This window comes from Pseudomonas gingeri, from assembly GCF_013385635.1.
Classification (GTDB): Bacteria; Pseudomonadota; Gammaproteobacteria; order Pseudomonadales; family Pseudomonadaceae; genus Aquipseudomonas; species Aquipseudomonas gingeri_A.
Genome location: NZ_JACAPR010000011.1, coordinates 425,088 through 440,109 on the forward strand (window position 1 = coordinate 425,088; position 15,022 = coordinate 440,109).

Here is a 15,022-nt window from a genome sequence, read left to right on the forward strand (position 1 = left end):
TTTTAATTATCTAAAATAATGGCATGGGCTCTGCAATGCAGACAGGTGAACCCTTTCACCCGTCGCTCAGCGGAGCCCTGTATGCCTTGCACCCGTTCCTTGCTTTCTCCTCTTGTCTGGCTCGGCATAGCGTTATGGCTGGGCCATGCCGCCGTCTCCCAGGCCGCCGAAGGTGACGACGCCGTACCGTCCCTGGCCGGCAAGCGCATTGCCGTAAGCATGACCGGCACCAGTCATTATTTCGATATCAAGGCGTTCCAGGCCCAGGTCGACGAGATCAAGCGCCTCGGTGGCACGCCGATCACCCTGGATGCCGGGCGCAATGACAAGAACCTGGTGACCCAGTTGCAGACGGTGGTCACCCAGAAGCCCGACGCGGTCATCCAGACCCTCGGCACCCTCAGCGTCATCGATCCCTGGCTCAAGCGCATCAGCCAGGCCGGCATCCCGCTGTTCACCATCGACGCGCCTTCGCAATACAGCCTCAACAACACCACCTCGGACAACGTCGCCACCGGCCGCGCGCTAGCCGATCAATTGATCAAGGACGCCGGCGGCAAGGGCCGGATCCTGGTATTCAACGGTTTCTACGGCGTGCCGGTCTGCGCGATCCGCTACGACCAGTTGAAGCTGGCGCTCAAGGACCACCCGCAACTGGAGATCATCGAGCCGGAACTGCGCGATGTGATTCCCAATACCGTGCAGGATGCCTACTCCCAGGTTTCCGCTTTGCTCAACAAGTACCCGGTCGGCAGCATCTCGGCGATCTGGGCCGCCTGGGACATCCCGCAGTTGGGCGCGAGCAAGGCGCTGATCGACGCCAAGCGCACCGAGATCAAGACCTACGGCGTGGATGGCACCCCCGAGGTGCTGGAATTGCTCGGCCAGGCGAATTCGCCGGTGGGCGCGGTGGTCGCACAGCAACCGGCGCTGATCGGCAAGACCGCGGTGCAGAACGTCGCCCGCTACCTGGCCGGTCAGCATGACCTGCCCAAGGAAACCCATGTGCCGACGTTGCTGACCACCGCCAGCAACCTGGCGCAGGTCCAGCAACTGCGGGGTGACTGATGGCGGCAGTCCCGGCGTTGCATCTGGAGCATCTGCACAAGCGTTTCGGCGCGACCCTGGCGCTGGACGATGCGAGCCTGAAAGTCGAGCGTGGCACCATCCACGGCCTGGTGGGCGAGAACGGTGCCGGCAAGTCGACCTTGATCAAGATCCTGGCCGGTATCCACAGGGCGGACTCTGGTCGGCTGCGTATCGACGGCCAGCCGTATGCCGCGTTGTCACCGCGCCAGGTGGAAGCCCTGGGTGTGCAGTTCATCCATCAGGAGCGACTGTTGCCGACCCGTTTCACCGTGGGCGAAGCGCTGTTTTTTGGCCATGAGCTGCGCCGTGGCCCGTTTGTCGACCGGCGTCGGCAACAGCGCGAGGCCGAGCGCCTGCTGGCGGAATATTTCGACCTGCAACTGCCGGCGGGGGCGCTGGTGGGCGAGTTGAACAGCGCCGAGCGCCAGGTGCTGCAGATCACCCGGGCGCTGATCCGCAAGCCGAAGATCCTGGTGTTCGACGAGCCCAGCGTGGCCCTGGTCAAGCGCGAGGTCGACCAGTTACTGCGGATCGTCAAGCGCTTGCGCGACCAGGGCTTGTCGATCCTGTACATCTCCCATTACCTGCAGGAGATCGACAGCCTGTGCGATCAGGTCACGGTGTTGCGCAACGGCCGGGATGTGGCGGTGGTCGAACCGCGACAGACCTCCAGCGCCCAGATCGCCCGGTTGATGGTCAATCGCGAGGTCCGGGACATGTACCCCAAGGTGACGGTCGAGCCCGGCGAGCCGTTACTGCGGGTGCGTTCGTTGAGTCTGGCCCGGCGCTATCGGCAGATCGACCTGGAACTGCGCCGTGGCGAGATCGTCGGCCTGACCGGATTGGTCGGCTCGGGCGCCAAGGACCTGCTCAAGACCCTGTTTGGCGTGGTTCGGGCCGACAGCGGCAGCATTCATCTCGACGGTCGCCTGCTGCGCCTGCGTTCGCCGGGCCAGGCCATTGCCGCAGGGATCGCCCTGGTACCGGAAGAGCGGCGCGGCCAGGGGATCGCGCCGGTCCTTTCGGTGCTGGAGAACCTGACCCTGGCCGGGCTCCGGCGCTTCAGCCGCTGCGGTTGGTTGAACCGGCGCGAGGAACGGGCGGAAAGCCTGCGGCTGATCGACGAACTGGCAATCAAGACACCGGGCCCCGAGGCCGCGGTCAGCCAGCTTAGCGGCGGCAACCAGCAGAAGGTCGCATTGGGCAAATGGTTGAGCCGGCGTTCGGCGGTGTATTTGCTCGACGAGCCCTGTGTCGGCGTGGATGTCGGGGCGAAAGTGGAGATCTATCGCTTGATCGGGCGCCTGGTGGAAGAGGGCGCCGCAGTGCTGGTGCTGTCCTCGGACCTGCCGGAACTGCTCGGTATCAGCGACCGCATCCTGGTGTTGCATCGGGGCGAGATCGCCGGTGAGTTCCGTGCCGCGGAGACCGACAGCGATCAGTTGCTGGCCTGTGCCACGGGTGCGACGCAACCCCGGAGTGTCGGATCGATAACCCTGGAGGTGGCACATGTCCCGGCCTGATGAGTTGTCCCTTGCCGCCGCCGCTCCGGGCCTGCCCCAGCGCTTGTGGGTGCTGTTGCTGCGGCGGGGTTCCCTGGGCGTGTTCCTGGTCATTCTGCTGGGGTTTGCCCTGGCCGCGCCGAACTTCCTGTCCGTGGGCAATATCGCCAATGTCTTCAGCCAGTCGGCGATTCTCGGGGTATTGGCCTTCGGCCTGACCTGCGTGATTATCGGCGGTGGCTCGAATGTGCTGGCCGGTGGACTCGACCTGTCGCTGGCGGCCAACCTGGGGCTGTGCGCGGCAGTGTTCAGCCGACTCAACAACGCCGGTCTGGAGCTCTGGGCAAGCCTGCTGCTGACGCTGGGCTGCGGCCTGGCGGTGGGCCTGCTCAATGGCCTGGCCGTGGTGGTGCTGCGCCTGCCGCCGTTGCTGGCAACGCTGGCGAGCATGAATGTGTTGGCGGGGCTGGAGCTGGTCCTGACCGAAAATACCGTGGTGCCCACCGATTCGCCGTTGCTCGACCTGCTCAGTGGCGGCACCTGGCTGGCGGTGCCGGCATTGGCCTGGGTACTGCTGGCGACGGCCGGGTTGCTGACCCTGCTGATCCAGCACACGGCCTATGGATTGCGTCTGCATGCCGTGGGCGAGTACCCCCAGGCTGCGCAGGCGGCGGGGATTCCCGTGACGGCCTATGTGTTTTCCAGCTACCTGCTGTCGGGGTTGTGTGCCGCCGTGGCAGCGTTGTGTTCGGCGGCCTTCTTCAGCGGCAGCACCACCGGCTCTGGCGACATGCTGCTGTCGGTGGTGGCGATTGCCTTTCTCGGCGTGGTGTTTTCCCGGCGGCTGGTGGCGAGCATCCCCGGCACCTTGTTGGCGACCCTGCTGATCGGCTTTCTCATCAACGGCTTTCAACTGCTGAACCTGTCCAGTTTCTGGGTCAACGGTGTGCAGGGGCTGCTGATCCTGCTGGTGGTCGCGGCGTCCAGTGCGCTGAATCGAGGTGAACCTTCATGAGGACTGTGCCCGCATACCCGGCCGTGAGCGTGCGCTCGTTGCTGCCATTCACATTACCCCTGGTGTTCCTGGGGATTGTCCTGCTCTTTGCCTGGCAGGCGCCGGGCTTTCTCAGTGGCGGCAATCTGAAGAGCCTGGTGCTGAACAATTTTGTCCTGCTGGCCGTTGTCTCCATCGGCATGACCTACGCGGTTGCGGCGGGTGGGATTGACCTGTCGGTCGGTACGGCGCTGGATTTCGCCAGCTTCAGTTTTGTCCTGCTGCTCAATGCCGGTCATGGGCTCGCCGTGGCGGTGCCCGCGGCGCTGGCGGCTGCATTGCTGGTGGGCGCGGTGAACGCCGGCTTGATTGCCGGGCTGCGGATCAGTCCGTTCCTGGCCACTCTGGGCACCTTGTTTATCGGTACCAGTGCCCAGCAGTTGCTGTCGGATGGCGGCCAGCCCATTTATATCGCCCAGGCTTTCAAGCCGGAACTGGCGAGCCTGAGTCCGTTGGGTGTGCCCTTGCCGTTGTTGAGCGTGATCGGGCTGGCGCTGGTCTATGGCCTGGTACTGGCTCGCGGTCGCCTGGGACGCGAACTGCTGGCCCAGGGAACCCAGCCGTTGCTGGCGTACTACTCGGGATTGTCGGTACGGCGCATCGTCACCAGCGTGGTCCTGGCCGCTGCCCTGGCCTGTGGCGTAGCTGGAATTCTGCTCAGTTCGACGGTCGGCGCCTATGTGCCGCTGTCCGGCAATGCGTTCCTGCTCAATGCCATTGGCGCGGTGTTCATCGGCAGCACCTTGAATCGCCAGGGGCGGGCGAATATTCCGGGGACGCTGCTGGGCGTGCTGTTCATCAATGTCATCGCCAACGGCCTGCTGTTGATCGGCTGGAACTTCTACTGGCAGCAGGTCGCTACCGGCGTGCTGATCTTTATCGTCCTGGGCTTCAGCTTTGTCAGTCGCCGGTTGCTGGAGCGGCAGGCTTAGCCGGTATGTGGTTGCTTGAGCATCTGCAACCATTCAGCGGCAAAGCGATGGCAGTCCCCCGGCCAGCGGGCGGTCAGCAGGTTGCCATCCCTGACGACAAAGCCACGGCCGGGTTTGCTCGCCGAGTCGCGCAGCAGTGCTGGCGGCCCCTGGACAAAGTCCTTCGGGCTGGCCAATGCGGCCTTGATTTCCGACTCGACGGTGCGTGGGTAGGTGCGATAGTAGCGCCCGAGCCAGGGCGCGGTGATCAGCCAGGCGGCCAGCTCCATGGTCGCGGACAGCAGGCCGGTGACCTTGCGTCCGTACAACACCGAGCGTCCGGTATCCGGATCGAGGGTCCGGGCCAGCAGCAGCGGGCCGTGGCAGACCGACGCCAGTGGTTTATCGGTCTTGAAGAAATGTAGCACGATGCGCTTCGCCGCATCCGACTCCAACAGGCTGCGCATGCCTTCGGCATGACCACCAGGCACCAGCAGGCCGTCGAATTGGCCGGGGTCGACATCGGCATAGGCCAGTGGCTGCTGGAAACAGGGATCGGCCAGCATCGCCTGGTAACTGTGCAGATCGGCTTTGCGGGTCATCAGCAACGGGTTCAGCAGGCCGAAACCCTGTTCCACCAGGCGTGGATCGGCGTAGGCCGGAGTGCCTTGCGGAGTGGCGAAGCGAACCTCGATCCCGGCGCGATGCAGGTATTGCCAGGGCACGCTGCTTTCGGTGGGGTCGTAGTCGGAGTGGGGGAGCAGGACAAGAATCATGCGGTTGGACTCGCTCGATGCGCAAAGGGGCATGGATCGAGGATAGCAGCAGAGCGGGCCAGCCCGCTCTGCCTGTACGGCAAGCCTAGCGTTCGATAGCCAGCGCCACGCCTTGGCCGCCGCCGATGCACAAGGTCGCCAGGCCTTTTTTCGCATCGCGCCTGATCATCTCGTGCAGCAGGGTCACCAGCACCCGGCAGCCCGACGCCCCGATCGGGTGACCGAGGGCGATGGCGCCGCCATTGACGTTGACCTTGGCCGCGTCCCAACCCAGCTCCTTGCCCACCGACAGCGCCTGGGCCGCGAAAGCCTCGTTGGCCTCGATCAGGTCGAGTTGCTCTAGGGACCAGCCGGCCTTGTCCAGGCAACGGCGGGTGGCGCTCACCGGGCCGATGCCCATGATCGCCGGGTCGACGCCGGCATTGGCGTAGGCCGCGATCTTCGCCAGTACCGGCAGGCCGAGGGTCTTGGCCTTGGCGGCGCTCATCAGGATCACCGCGGCGGCACCGTCGTTCAGCGACGAGGCGTTGCCGGCAGTGACCGTACCGTCTTTCTTGAAGGCTGGCTTGAGCTTGCCCAGCGACTCGGCGGTGGTGCCGGCGCGGGGTTGCTCGTCGGTGGCGAAGGCCAGCGGATCGCCCTTGCGCTGGGGAATCAGGATCGGCGTGATCTCATCGACAAAACGCCCGGCCTCGATGGCGGCCACGGCTTTCTGCTGCGAAGCGGCGGCGAAGGCGTCCTGGGCTTCGCGGCTGATGTCGTACTTGTCCACCAGGTTCTCGGCGGTGATGCCCATGTGGTAGTCGTTGAACGCGTCCCACAGGCCGTCGCTGATCATGGTGTCGACCAGTTGCGCATGGCCCATGCGCAGGCCGGTGCGGGCGCCGGGCATCACGTAGTTGGACAGGCTCATGTTTTCCTGGCCGCCGGCGATGATCACCTCGGCATCACCGCAGCGAATGGCCTGGGCTGCCAGGTGCAGGGCCTTGAGGCCCGAGCCGCAGACCTTGTTCAGGGTCATGGCCGGTACCGCGTGGGGCAGGCCGGCCTTGATCGCGGCCTGGCGCGCCGGATTCTGGCCGGCACCGGCGGTCAGTACCTGGCCCATGATCACTTCATCGACCTGGGCTCCGTCGAGGCCGGTCTGGCTCAGCAACTGGCGAATCACCGCGGCACCGAGGTCGACGGCGGAGATAGTGGCCAGTGAGCCCTGGAAGCTGCCCACCGCCGTACGGGTGGCGGCGACAATCACTACATCTTGCATCGCTTCATTCCTCATCAGGAAAACTGCATTTCGGGCACGTGGTCGGGAACGATCAGTTTACCCGCGGTCTTGCTGACAATCTCTTCGACGCTGACGCCAGGTGCGCGTTCCTTGAGGACAAAAGCGCCATTTTCGATTTCCAGGTAGGCCAGGTCGGTCAGCACGCGCTTGATGCAGTTGGCGCCGGTCAGCGGCAGGCTGCAGCGCGGCAGCAGTTTCGACTCGCCATCCTTGGAGGCGTGGGTCATGGTGACGATGATGTTCTCGGCACCGGCCACCAGGTCCATGGCGCCGCCCATGCCCTTGACCAGCTTGCCGGGGATCATCCACGAGGCGATGTTGCCCTGCACGTCGACTTCGAAGGCGCCGAGCACCGTCAGGTCGATATGGCCGCCGCGAATCATCGCGAAGGATTCGGCCGAGGAGAAAATCGATGCGCCGATGCGGGCGGTCACGGTCTGCTTGCCGGCGTTGATCATGTCGGCATCGACTTCATCTTCGCTGGGGAAGGAGCCCATGCCGAGCAGGCCGTTTTCCGATTGCAGCATGACTTCCATGCCGGCCGGGATGTAGTTGGCGACCAGGGTCGGAATGCCGATGCCGAGGTTCACGTAGAAGCCGTCCTGCAGTTCGCGGGCGACGCGCTGGGCCATTTGTTCGCGGGAAAGTGCCATTTATTGTTCTCCGATAGTCGATGGGGCCGGGGCTTACTTGCGCACGGTGCGCTGTTCGATGCGTTTCTCGAACGTGCCGCAGATGATCCGGTCGACGTAGATGCCAGGGGTGTGGATCTGCGCCGGGTCCAGTTCGCCCGGTTCGACGATTTCCTCGACTTCGACCACGGTGATCTTGCCCGCGGTGGCGGCCAGCGGGTTGAAGTTCTGGGCGGTGTGGCGATAGATCACGTTGCCGAAATGATCGGCCTTCCAGCCTTTGACAATGGCGAAGTCGCCGGTGATGGATTCTTCCATCAGGTATGGACGGCCATTGAATTCACGGGTTTCCTTGCCGTCGGCGACGGGAGTGCCGTAGCCGGTGGCGGTGAAGAAGGCCGGGATCCCGGCGCCGCCGGCGCGCATTTTCTCGGCCAGGGTACCCTGGGGGGTCAGGACCACTTCGATTTCGCCGCTGAGCAATTGCTTCTCGAACAGGGCGTTTTCACCCACATAGGAGGCCACGACCTTGCTGATCTGCCGGTCTTCCAGCAGCACGCCCAGACCGAAACCGTCGACGCCGCAGTTGTTGGAGACCACGGTCAGGTTGCGGGTGCCCTTGCGCTTGATCTCGGCGATCAGGTTTTCCGGAATGCCGCATAGACCGAAGCCGCCGGACAGCACGGTCATGCCGTCCTCCAGGCCAGCGAGGGCTTCCTCGTAGGACGCCACGCGTTTATCGAAACCTGCCATATGCACGATCCTCTTTTGTTGTTCGTGGCCCGAGCGGCCTTTGCGTAGAGTGTTGCTCCGGGAGATATATTTGTTAAGTTGATTTTTAGGTTTGATTGATTGATAAAGCTCAACAATAGCCATTCATGCCGAGACGATGCCGATGACCGTCAAACAGCTTAGGGCCTTTCTCGCCGTTGCCCAGAGTTTAAGCTTCGCGGTGGCGGGCGAGCGTCTGTACTTGTCGCAATCGGCCCTGAGCCTGACCATCAAGGCACTGGAGGAGGGGCTGGGCGGCCGCCTGTTCAGCCGCAACACGCGCAATGTTGCGCTGACCCCGGAAGGCGAAGCCCTGGTGCCCCTGGCCCGGCGACTGATCGCCGACTGGGATAATGCCGAAGATGAGTTGCGCCAGCGTTTCACCTTGCAGCGCGGTCGGGTGACCCTGGCGGCGATGCCGTCGTTTGCCGGCAACCTGCTGCCGCCGATCCTCAAGACCTTCCGCGCCCGCTATCCTCAAGTCAATGTCGCGGTGAACGACGTGGTCAACGAGCAGGTGCTGGAGATGGTCGGTGATCGCCAGGTGGAACTGGGGGTGGCGTTCGAGCCATTGCAGAACTCCTCGCTGACCTTCACACCGTTGTATATCGACCGCTTCGTGGCCGTGGTGCCGGCGGATTCGCCACTGGCCGAGCGCGAGGAGATCGACTGGGACTCGTTGCTCAAGGAGCCCTTTATCACCTTGCAGCGCCCCTCCAATGTGCGGGTGATGCTGGAGGAGCATCTGCGGGCCCGGGACATGACCCTGCCGGTGGAGTTCGAGAGCCATCAGTTGGCGACGGTGGGGCGGATGGTCGCCAGCGGCCTTGGCGTGAGCGCGGTGCCGGCGTTGTGCGTCGGGCAGATGCGCGAACTGGGCGCTCGTTGCATCACCCTGCGTGATCCGGTGGTGGAACGGGCCATCGGGGTGCTGACCAAACCGGGCCATGAACTCTCCGCCGCGGCCCAGGCATTGTTCGATATCTTGTTGGAAGAAAGATCCCGTTACCTGAATTTTGAGAAATAACTCGGTCTTGCATGGATCTTTTCCTACGATGCGCAATCATTACCCCATGAATATTCAAAGGAGGTGTGTATGTTCATCCGGTCTTTGACCCTCGCCGCTCTGTCGCTTGTCGTGTCCAGCCCTTTGTTGGCGGCCGATATCGACTCTCCGTTGGCCCAGGACTACGGAAAAAACCGTGCGTTGATCGTGATCGCGCCGAGTACGGCGGACCCGACCCTGGTCGGCCTGAAAAAGGCCCTTGATGACCCGGCCAACCAGAAAGCTTTCGACGAGCGTCAGTTGGTGCTCTACGAAGTGGCGCAGACCGTGGGCAAGCGTGCCAACAAATACATGGAGCAGCCGACCACCATGGCCCTGATTCGCGGGCTCAAGCTTGGAGTTACGCCCGAGGGCAAGTCCACGGTGATCCTGGTGGGCAAGGATGGTCAGCAGAAGACCCTTGAACATGACGGGCCGATGCCGCTGAAGGATGTGTTCAGCGCGGTCGATGCGCTGCCGGCCGCCGAGAAGGAAACCGTGGCACCGACGCCACCGCCACCACCGGCGGCTGCCGAGGCCAAGCCGGCCAAGGGCGCCAAGCCTGGCAAGGCGGAAAAACCGGGCAAGGCACCGGCTCCGCCCAAGGCGCTGGACGACTGAACCGGTAACATGAGCCGGGTAATATCCAACGGATCAATCTACCAGGGGCATATGCATGTCGGGCGTTCACAAGGCTGCACAAGTCGGTTTCAGCACTGAAGCCAAAACCTATGCCCAAGGGCGCCCTGACTATCCCGTCGAGTTGCAGTCCTGGCTTGGCGATAGCCTGGGTATCGCCGCGAACGGGCAGGCGATCGACCTCGGCGCCGGCACCGGCAAGTTCACTCGCCTGCTCGTCGCAACCGGCGCCACGGTGACCGCCATCGAGCCGGTCGAGGCCATGCGTGCCGAACTGGTCGCGCGCCTGCCGGCGGTGCGGGCTTTGTCGGGCACCGCCGAAGCCATGCTGCTGGAGTCCGGGGTTGCCGACACATTGCTCTGTGCCCAGGCGTTTCACTGGTTCGCCCACGAGGCGGCGCTGGCCGAAATCCACCGTGTGCTCAAGCCGGGCGGGCGGCTCGGGCTGGTGTGGAATGTCCGCGACGAATCGGTTGACTGGGTCGCGGCGATTACCCGGATCATCACGCCCTACGAGGGCGATACCCCGCGTTTCCATACCGGCGCCTGGCGCCGGCCGTTCACCGGCCGCTATTTCTCGACCCCCGAACTGAGCTGTTTCGGCTACAGCCATGTGGGCACGCCCCAGGATGTCATCATCGATCGCTTCCTGTCGGTCAGCTTCATCGCGGCATTGCCGGCGGCTGAAAAGGCCAGGGTTGCCGAACAACTGCAGACGTTGATCCAAACCCATCCTGACTTGCAGGGTCGGGAGACCATTGCCTTTCCCTACCGGACCGAGGCGTATCGCTGCCTGCGCCTGGACTGATGCCTGACACGCGGCACCCCGCGAGGGCGGGGTCGAACCCTATATCTGGTTATAACGTTAGATTATATTTTTATAAACGGTCATAACATTAGCCGCTATGCTGCCCGCCAGTTTTTTTGTCGTCTCGCTAGATTCTCCAGGGTTTGCTAATGGATGTCGGTAATTTCGGTTTTGTCGTGGCAGGCTTGGTGGTCGGCTTTATCGTTGGGTTGACGGGCGTCGGTGGCGGTTCCCTGATGACACCGATTCTGCTGTGGTTCGGTATCAATCCGGCAACCGCCGTGGGTACCGACCTGCTGTACGCCGCGATCACCAAGTCCGGCGGTGTGCTCGTTCACAGGAAGAACGACAATATCGACTGGAAGATCACCGGCTGGCTGACCCTCGGCAGTGTGCCGGCGGTGTTGTTGACCCTGTGGTTCCTGAGCAGCCTGCACACCGCGCCCGAAGCCCTGAACAGCATCATCAAGCGGTCGCTGGGCTTTGTGCTGCTGCTGACGGCGCTGGCGGTGTTGTTCAAGAACAAGCTGCTGGCCTTTGCCCACCGCAGCGGCGTCGATCACTCGCTGATCAGTGCACCAAAGTTGAACGGACTGACGGTACTGACCGGCCTGGTTCTCGGCACCATGGTGGCCCTGACTTCCATTGGCGCCGGTGCCCTGGGCACGGTGGCGCTGTTTATCCTCTATCCGTTTCTGCCGACCCGACGCCTGGTGGGCACGGAGATCGCCCATGCGGTGCCGCTGACCCTGGTGGCGGGCCTCGGCCATGCGAGCATGGGCAATATGAACTGGGAGTTGCTGGGCTTTCTGCTAATGGGCTCGCTGCCGGGGATCTATCTCGGCAGCCACCTGACCGGACGGGTCTCGGACGGGTTGTTGCGGCCGTTCCTGGCGGTGATGCTGTTCATGATCGGCTACAAGCTGGTGCTCTGATCGCGTTACCTGTTGAACCCTGCCAGTAACGCGTCCAGCACTGCGCGTACGGCCGGAACCATGCCGCGCCGGGAAGGGAAGATGGCATGCAGGCTGCCGGCGGGCGATGGCCGGTCGGGGAGTACCGGCAACAGGCGGCCCTGTGCCAGGTCGTCCTGCACCAGGCTGGCCGGTAGCTGGGCGATACCGATTCCCCTCAAGGCCGCCTCACGCAACGTCTCCAGATCGTCGGTGGCCAGCCTTGGCTGGTGGCTGAACACGAGCGGATGCGGTGTGAGGAAATGCCACTGGTATTTGTCGTTGGTGTTGGCCATGGCCAATGTCGGGAATCGCGCCAGATCGTCCAGGTCAATGAGGGGCGGATGCTGCGCGAGCAAGGCCGGGCTTGCTACCAGGATGCGCTGGGAGTTGAGCAGGGGCAGTAACGTCAGGTCCGAGTCTTCCAGCGGCAACAAGCGCACCCGCAGGGCGATATCCAAGCCTTCCTCGATGATATCCACGCGCCGGTTGGTCGCATCGAGCATGATCCGCACGGCCGGATTGTCCAGCATGTACTGCGTCAGAATCGCTCTGGCGCCCATCTGCAGCACGCCCAATGGAGAGCTGATGCGGACCAGGCCCTGGGGCGTGGCCCGCGTCTGGTCGATGGCGGTTTTCGCTGCCCGGGCTTCCTCCACCAGCGCCACGCAGTGCTGGTAAAACAGCCGGCCGGCATCGGTCAACGAGATCCGTCGCGAGTTGCGGTTGAGCAGGCGCACGCCCAGTTCCGCCTCGAGCGCGGCAACGCGTCGGCTGAGCTTCGAGGTCTGCAGCCCCAGGACCTGTGCCGCCGCGGTGAATCCGCCGTGATCCACCACCTTGGCGAACAGATACATGTTGTTCAGGTCCGTCAGATGATCCATGACCGGTCTCGTGCTGGGTTGATTGTTCTATTTTCTACAAGCTATCGTTGTTTTTGAAGCTGTTCTTCCATATTCATTTCAAATTTATGCTCTGTACATACGGCAACCGGCCGCCTTTGGCCGTTCTTCTACTGTGCAGGAACCGATATGTTGGAGCATCGATTCAAGGCCGATCTTGGCGGCGGCGACTTTGGTTGGCTCAAGGCCCACCATCACTTCAGGGTCAGCGCCGACGGCAATCCCGCCCATCGGTCGCTGGGAGCGCTGGTGGTCTGGAACGATGACCGGATTGCGCCCGGCACCGGGTTTCCCATGCACGGCCATGAAAGCATGGAGATCGTTTCCTATGTGCTGGAAGGCGCGGTGAGCCATCGGGACAGTCTCGGCAGCGCGGGTCGTACCGAATCCGGTGACGTGCAGGTGATGAGTGCCGGCACCGGTATCCGCCATGAGGAGCGCAATGCCGGCGACGTGCCGTTGCGGCTTTTCCAGATATGGTTGCGCCCGCGGGAAAACGGTGGGCTTCCCGCCTGGGGCACGCGCCCCTTTCCCAAGTCTGATCGGGCCGGTCAATGGGTGGTGCTGGCCAGCGGGTTGCCGGGTGACGACAACGCCTTGCCGATCCGCGCCGATGCCCGGGTTCTCGGCGCGACGCTCAAGGCCGGCCAGCGCCTGAGCTATCGTTGGTCGGTCACGTCCCAGGGCTATCTGGTACCGGCGTTCGGCGCGCTGAAGGTCAATGGTGAACGGGTCGAGGCGGGGGACGGTCTGGCCGTGAGCGAGGAGCGCGTGCTGGAGGTCGAGGCGATCGAAGACACCGAAGTGGTGCTGGTTGAGGTACCCGGCGCATGAGGACGATTATCATGACTGGCGGCACTTTCGGCCTGGGACAAGTGACCGCGCAGCGGCTGGGTGACAGCCCTGACACACGATTGATCATTGGCGGACGCACGACCCGCCTGCCGCTGGAACTGGCGAGCCTGGACAGCGTCCGGCAGTTCGCCCGGCAGGTGGTCGAGACGCTGGGTAACACGAAGATCGATGCCCTGGTCTTCAATGCCGGGCTGGGTTTTCCGACGACGGCGCGTACGGTGGACGGCTACGAGAGCACCTTTGCGGTCAATCACCTGGGCCACTATCTGTTACTGCGCCTGTTGGCGCCGGCCTTGGCCCGTGGGGCGATCGTGGTGCTGACGACCAGTAATACCCATGACCCACAGTTCAGTCCGGTCGCGCCGTTTTCTTCTGTGGATGCGCAACAGCTGGCCCAACTGGACCTGGGCAAGGTGGTGCAGGGCAGCGTGCCCTTCGAGTCGGGATTTCGCGCCTACGCCACTTCGAAGTTGTGCAATCTGCTGACGGCGCGTGCCTTTGCGGCATTGCCCGAGGCCCGGGCGCGTCGTGTGCGGGTGATCGCCTATAACCCGGGTTATGTTCCTGGTACGGGCCTGGGCCGCAACCTGCCTTCGGGAGCACTGCCGGCACCACCTTCGGCATTGAGCCCGTATTTCGCCGAGGGTATGCGCCTGCAGGCCGGCGAGCTTTTGGCCGACCTGGCATTGGGGCGGATTGTTCCGCCGAAAGGGCGCCTGTATGCGTCCCTGGTGAGAGGCGAGCTGACCTGGCCGGAACCGTCCGAGCTCGCTCGCCGTGATGAGGTTGCCCGGCAACTGTGGCAGGACAGCGCGCGCTTGTGCGCTCTAGAAGTGTGAAAGACCACCGTCGACAATGATTTCCGAGCCGGTCATGAACGACGAGTCGTCACTGGCCAGGAACACCACGGTGCGGGCGATTTCCTGCGCTTCGCCAAAACGCCCCAGTGGTACCTGGGCCTCGATGCTGGCCGCGACGGCGCTGAGGTCGGACTCCGACAACCCGAGCTTGCTGTGGAATGGTGTACTGATCGGGCCGGGGCTGACCGCGTTGACACGGATGCCCCGTGGCGCCAGTTCCGCGCCCAGGGTCAGTGCCAGGGAGCGCACGGCGGCTTTGCTGGCCGAGAGGATCGACAGGCCAGGCGCGCCGACACGGTTGAGGAACGAGGTGGTGAGGATCACGCTGCTGCCTTTTACCAACAGTGGCGCGGCTTTCTGGACAGTGAAGAACAGGCCTTTGAAATTCAGCGCGAACTGCTCGTCGATCTGTTCTTCGGTCACGGCTTCCAGTGGCGCGGCGGTGCCGGCACCGGCGTTGGCAAACAGTACGTCGATCTGTGCATGGCGGCTGCGGATGGCGTCGATGACAGTGTCCAGGTCGGCCGGTTGGCGCAGGTCCGCGCTGATCACCAGGGCTTCGGGACCGAGTTCGCGGCGGGCTTCTTCAAGGCGGCCCGGATGGGTACCGGTGACGATGACATGGGCGCCTTCGGCGCGAAATTGCCGGGCTGTTTCCAAACCGATACCGGAAGTGCCGCCGGTGATCAGGGCAACTTTGTTGGTCAGTTTCATGGTCGTTCTCCGTCGAGTGGTTGAGAGTGGATGAGGCTGTTCTGGCCTGGAAGCCACTATCGTCGTTGGAGATTTGGCCGCCAAATCAGAAGATCTGTGCCCCCGGGATAGAAAAACTATGCTGCCGGGATCCGGCTTCGGATCTGTCTCCTTGTGCTGAAAATTTCCATTCCCGTTTTTCCGGCGGACGGACACAATGGGGCCGAGTTGAACGATCAGGTCCATC

Annotated in this window: 16 protein-coding genes; 10 read left to right on the top strand and 6 right to left on the bottom strand. The window is 63.5% G+C overall.

The window, feature by feature from the left end:
- Positions 1-81: 81 nt before the first annotated feature.
- The 4 genes from HX851_RS15875 to HX851_RS15890 are packed head-to-tail and all read left to right on the top strand — an operon-like array spanning position 82 to position 4,577.
- Complete coding sequence (locus tag HX851_RS15875) at positions 82-1,068, top strand: sugar ABC transporter substrate-binding protein (protein WP_177065753.1); 987 nt, start codon at positions 82-84, stop codon at positions 1,066-1,068.
- Positions 1,068-2,612 carry a sugar ABC transporter ATP-binding protein gene (locus HX851_RS15880; RefSeq protein WP_177065751.1) on the top strand — a complete coding sequence of 515 codons (1,545 nt, stop codon included), beginning with the start codon at positions 1,068-1,070 and terminating at the stop codon, positions 2,610-2,612. The genes HX851_RS15875 and HX851_RS15880 overlap by 1 nt, the downstream gene beginning before the upstream one ends.
- Positions 2,599-3,606 carry an ABC transporter permease gene (locus tag HX851_RS15885; RefSeq protein ID WP_177065749.1) on the top strand — a complete coding sequence of 336 codons (1,008 nt, stop codon included), beginning with the start codon at positions 2,599-2,601 and terminating at the stop codon, positions 3,604-3,606. The genes HX851_RS15880 and HX851_RS15885 overlap by 14 nt, the downstream gene beginning before the upstream one ends.
- Complete coding sequence (locus tag HX851_RS15890) at positions 3,603-4,577, top strand: ABC transporter permease (protein WP_177065747.1); 975 nt, start codon at positions 3,603-3,605, stop codon at positions 4,575-4,577. Before HX851_RS15885 ends, HX851_RS15890 begins: the two co-directional genes overlap by 4 nt.
- On the opposite strand, the gene HX851_RS15895 is transcribed toward HX851_RS15890, so the two are convergent.
- The 4 genes from HX851_RS15895 to HX851_RS15910 all read right to left on the bottom strand — a co-directional run bounded on the left by HX851_RS15895 (position 4,574) and on the right by HX851_RS15910 (position 8,002).
- Positions 4,574-5,332 carry a DJ-1/PfpI family protein gene (locus HX851_RS15895; protein WP_177059711.1) on the bottom strand — a complete coding sequence of 253 codons (759 nt, stop codon included), beginning with the start codon at positions 5,330-5,332 and terminating at the stop codon, positions 4,574-4,576. The two genes, HX851_RS15890 and HX851_RS15895, sit on opposite strands and share 4 nt — an antisense overlap.
- Positions 5,333-5,417: 85 nt before the next feature.
- Positions 5,418-6,596, bottom strand: coding sequence for an acetyl-CoA C-acetyltransferase (locus tag HX851_RS15900; RefSeq protein WP_177059709.1), 1,179 nt, complete (start codon positions 6,594-6,596; stop codon positions 5,418-5,420).
- A 14-nt stretch (positions 6,597-6,610) separates the two neighbouring features.
- On the bottom strand, positions 6,611-7,270 hold the full coding sequence (locus HX851_RS15905) for a CoA transferase subunit B (RefSeq protein ID WP_017127560.1): 660 nt from the start codon (positions 7,268-7,270) through the stop codon (positions 6,611-6,613).
- 33 nt (positions 7,271-7,303) lie between these two features.
- On the bottom strand, positions 7,304-8,002 hold the full coding sequence (locus HX851_RS15910; RefSeq protein WP_177059707.1) for a CoA transferase subunit A: 699 nt from the start codon (positions 8,000-8,002) through the stop codon (positions 7,304-7,306).
- 142 nt (positions 8,003-8,144) lie between these two features.
- Here HX851_RS15910 and HX851_RS15915 point away from each other — a divergent pair, with 142 nt between their 5' ends.
- From HX851_RS15915 to HX851_RS15930, 4 genes are all read left to right on the top strand, one after another.
- Positions 8,145-9,047: a LysR family transcriptional regulator gene (locus HX851_RS15915; RefSeq protein ID WP_177065745.1), complete on the top strand. Its 903-nt coding sequence runs from the start codon at positions 8,145-8,147 to the stop codon at positions 9,045-9,047.
- A 69-nt stretch (positions 9,048-9,116) separates the two neighbouring features.
- The gene (locus HX851_RS15920) at positions 9,117-9,686 is read left to right on the top strand and encodes a DUF4174 domain-containing protein (protein ID WP_177065743.1); all 570 of its coding nucleotides are present in this window, start codon (positions 9,117-9,119) and stop codon (positions 9,684-9,686) included.
- Between the two features lie 55 nt (positions 9,687-9,741).
- Positions 9,742-10,512: a class I SAM-dependent methyltransferase gene (locus HX851_RS15925; RefSeq protein ID WP_177065741.1), complete on the top strand. Its 771-nt coding sequence runs from the start codon at positions 9,742-9,744 to the stop codon at positions 10,510-10,512.
- Between the two features lie 149 nt (positions 10,513-10,661).
- Positions 10,662-11,447: a sulfite exporter TauE/SafE family protein gene (locus HX851_RS15930; RefSeq protein ID WP_177065739.1), complete on the top strand. Its 786-nt coding sequence runs from the start codon at positions 10,662-10,664 to the stop codon at positions 11,445-11,447.
- A 5-nt stretch (positions 11,448-11,452) separates the two neighbouring features.
- Here HX851_RS15930 and HX851_RS15935 read toward each other — a convergent pair whose 3' ends face one another.
- On the bottom strand, positions 11,453-12,349 hold the full coding sequence (locus HX851_RS15935; protein WP_177065736.1) for a LysR substrate-binding domain-containing protein: 897 nt from the start codon (positions 12,347-12,349) through the stop codon (positions 11,453-11,455).
- Between the two features lie 147 nt (positions 12,350-12,496).
- Between HX851_RS15935 and HX851_RS15940 the strand changes: the two genes are divergently transcribed.
- On the top strand, positions 12,497-13,201 hold the full coding sequence (locus tag HX851_RS15940) for a pirin family protein (RefSeq protein WP_177059696.1): 705 nt from the start codon (positions 12,497-12,499) through the stop codon (positions 13,199-13,201).
- A gap of 11 nt (positions 13,202-13,212) precedes the next feature.
- On the top strand, positions 13,213-14,061 hold the full coding sequence (locus tag HX851_RS15945; RefSeq protein WP_218170631.1) for an SDR family NAD(P)-dependent oxidoreductase: 849 nt from the start codon (positions 13,213-13,215) through the stop codon (positions 14,059-14,061).
- Here the strand turns inward: HX851_RS15945 and HX851_RS15950 are convergent.
- Positions 14,050-14,796 carry an SDR family oxidoreductase gene (locus HX851_RS15950; protein WP_177065734.1) on the bottom strand — a complete coding sequence of 249 codons (747 nt, stop codon included), beginning with the start codon at positions 14,794-14,796 and terminating at the stop codon, positions 14,050-14,052. The genes HX851_RS15945 and HX851_RS15950 overlap by 12 nt on opposite strands.
- Positions 14,797-15,022 lie beyond the last annotated feature (226 nt).

Excerpts from the sequence above, each read along its gene's own strand:
- HX851_RS15895 (WP_177059711.1), bottom strand. The coding sequence starts at position 5,332 with ATGATTCTTGTCCTGCTCCCCCACTCCGACTACGACCCCACCGAAAGC.
- HX851_RS15915 (WP_177065745.1), top strand. The coding sequence starts at position 8,145 with ATGACCGTCAAACAGCTTAGGGCCTTTCTCGCCGTTGCCCAGAGTTTA.
- HX851_RS15875 (WP_177065753.1), top strand. The coding sequence starts at position 82 with ATGCCTTGCACCCGTTCCTTGCTTTCTCCTCTTGTCTGGCTCGGCATA.
- HX851_RS15900 (WP_177059709.1), bottom strand. The coding sequence starts at position 6,596 with ATGCAAGATGTAGTGATTGTCGCCGCCACCCGTACGGCGGTGGGCAGC.
- HX851_RS15940 (WP_177059696.1), top strand. The coding sequence starts at position 12,497 with ATGTTGGAGCATCGATTCAAGGCCGATCTTGGCGGCGGCGACTTTGGT.
- HX851_RS15905 (WP_017127560.1), bottom strand. The coding sequence starts at position 7,270 with ATGGCACTTTCCCGCGAACAAATGGCCCAGCGCGTCGCCCGCGAACTG.
- HX851_RS15880 (WP_177065751.1), top strand. The coding sequence starts at position 1,068 with ATGGCGGCAGTCCCGGCGTTGCATCTGGAGCATCTGCACAAGCGTTTC.
- HX851_RS15890 (WP_177065747.1), top strand. The coding sequence starts at position 3,603 with ATGAGGACTGTGCCCGCATACCCGGCCGTGAGCGTGCGCTCGTTGCTG.
- HX851_RS15945 (WP_218170631.1), top strand. The coding sequence starts at position 13,213 with ATGACTGGCGGCACTTTCGGCCTGGGACAAGTGACCGCGCAGCGGCTG.
- HX851_RS15930 (WP_177065739.1), top strand. The coding sequence starts at position 10,662 with ATGGATGTCGGTAATTTCGGTTTTGTCGTGGCAGGCTTGGTGGTCGGC.
- HX851_RS15935 (WP_177065736.1), bottom strand. The coding sequence starts at position 12,349 with ATGGATCATCTGACGGACCTGAACAACATGTATCTGTTCGCCAAGGTG.
- HX851_RS15925 (WP_177065741.1), top strand. The coding sequence starts at position 9,742 with ATGTCGGGCGTTCACAAGGCTGCACAAGTCGGTTTCAGCACTGAAGCC.
- HX851_RS15910 (WP_177059707.1), bottom strand. The coding sequence starts at position 8,002 with ATGGCAGGTTTCGATAAACGCGTGGCGTCCTACGAGGAAGCCCTCGCT.
- HX851_RS15885 (WP_177065749.1), top strand. The coding sequence starts at position 2,599 with ATGTCCCGGCCTGATGAGTTGTCCCTTGCCGCCGCCGCTCCGGGCCTG.
- HX851_RS15950 (WP_177065734.1), bottom strand. The coding sequence starts at position 14,796 with ATGAAACTGACCAACAAAGTTGCCCTGATCACCGGCGGCACTTCCGGT.
- HX851_RS15920 (WP_177065743.1), top strand. The coding sequence starts at position 9,117 with ATGTTCATCCGGTCTTTGACCCTCGCCGCTCTGTCGCTTGTCGTGTCC.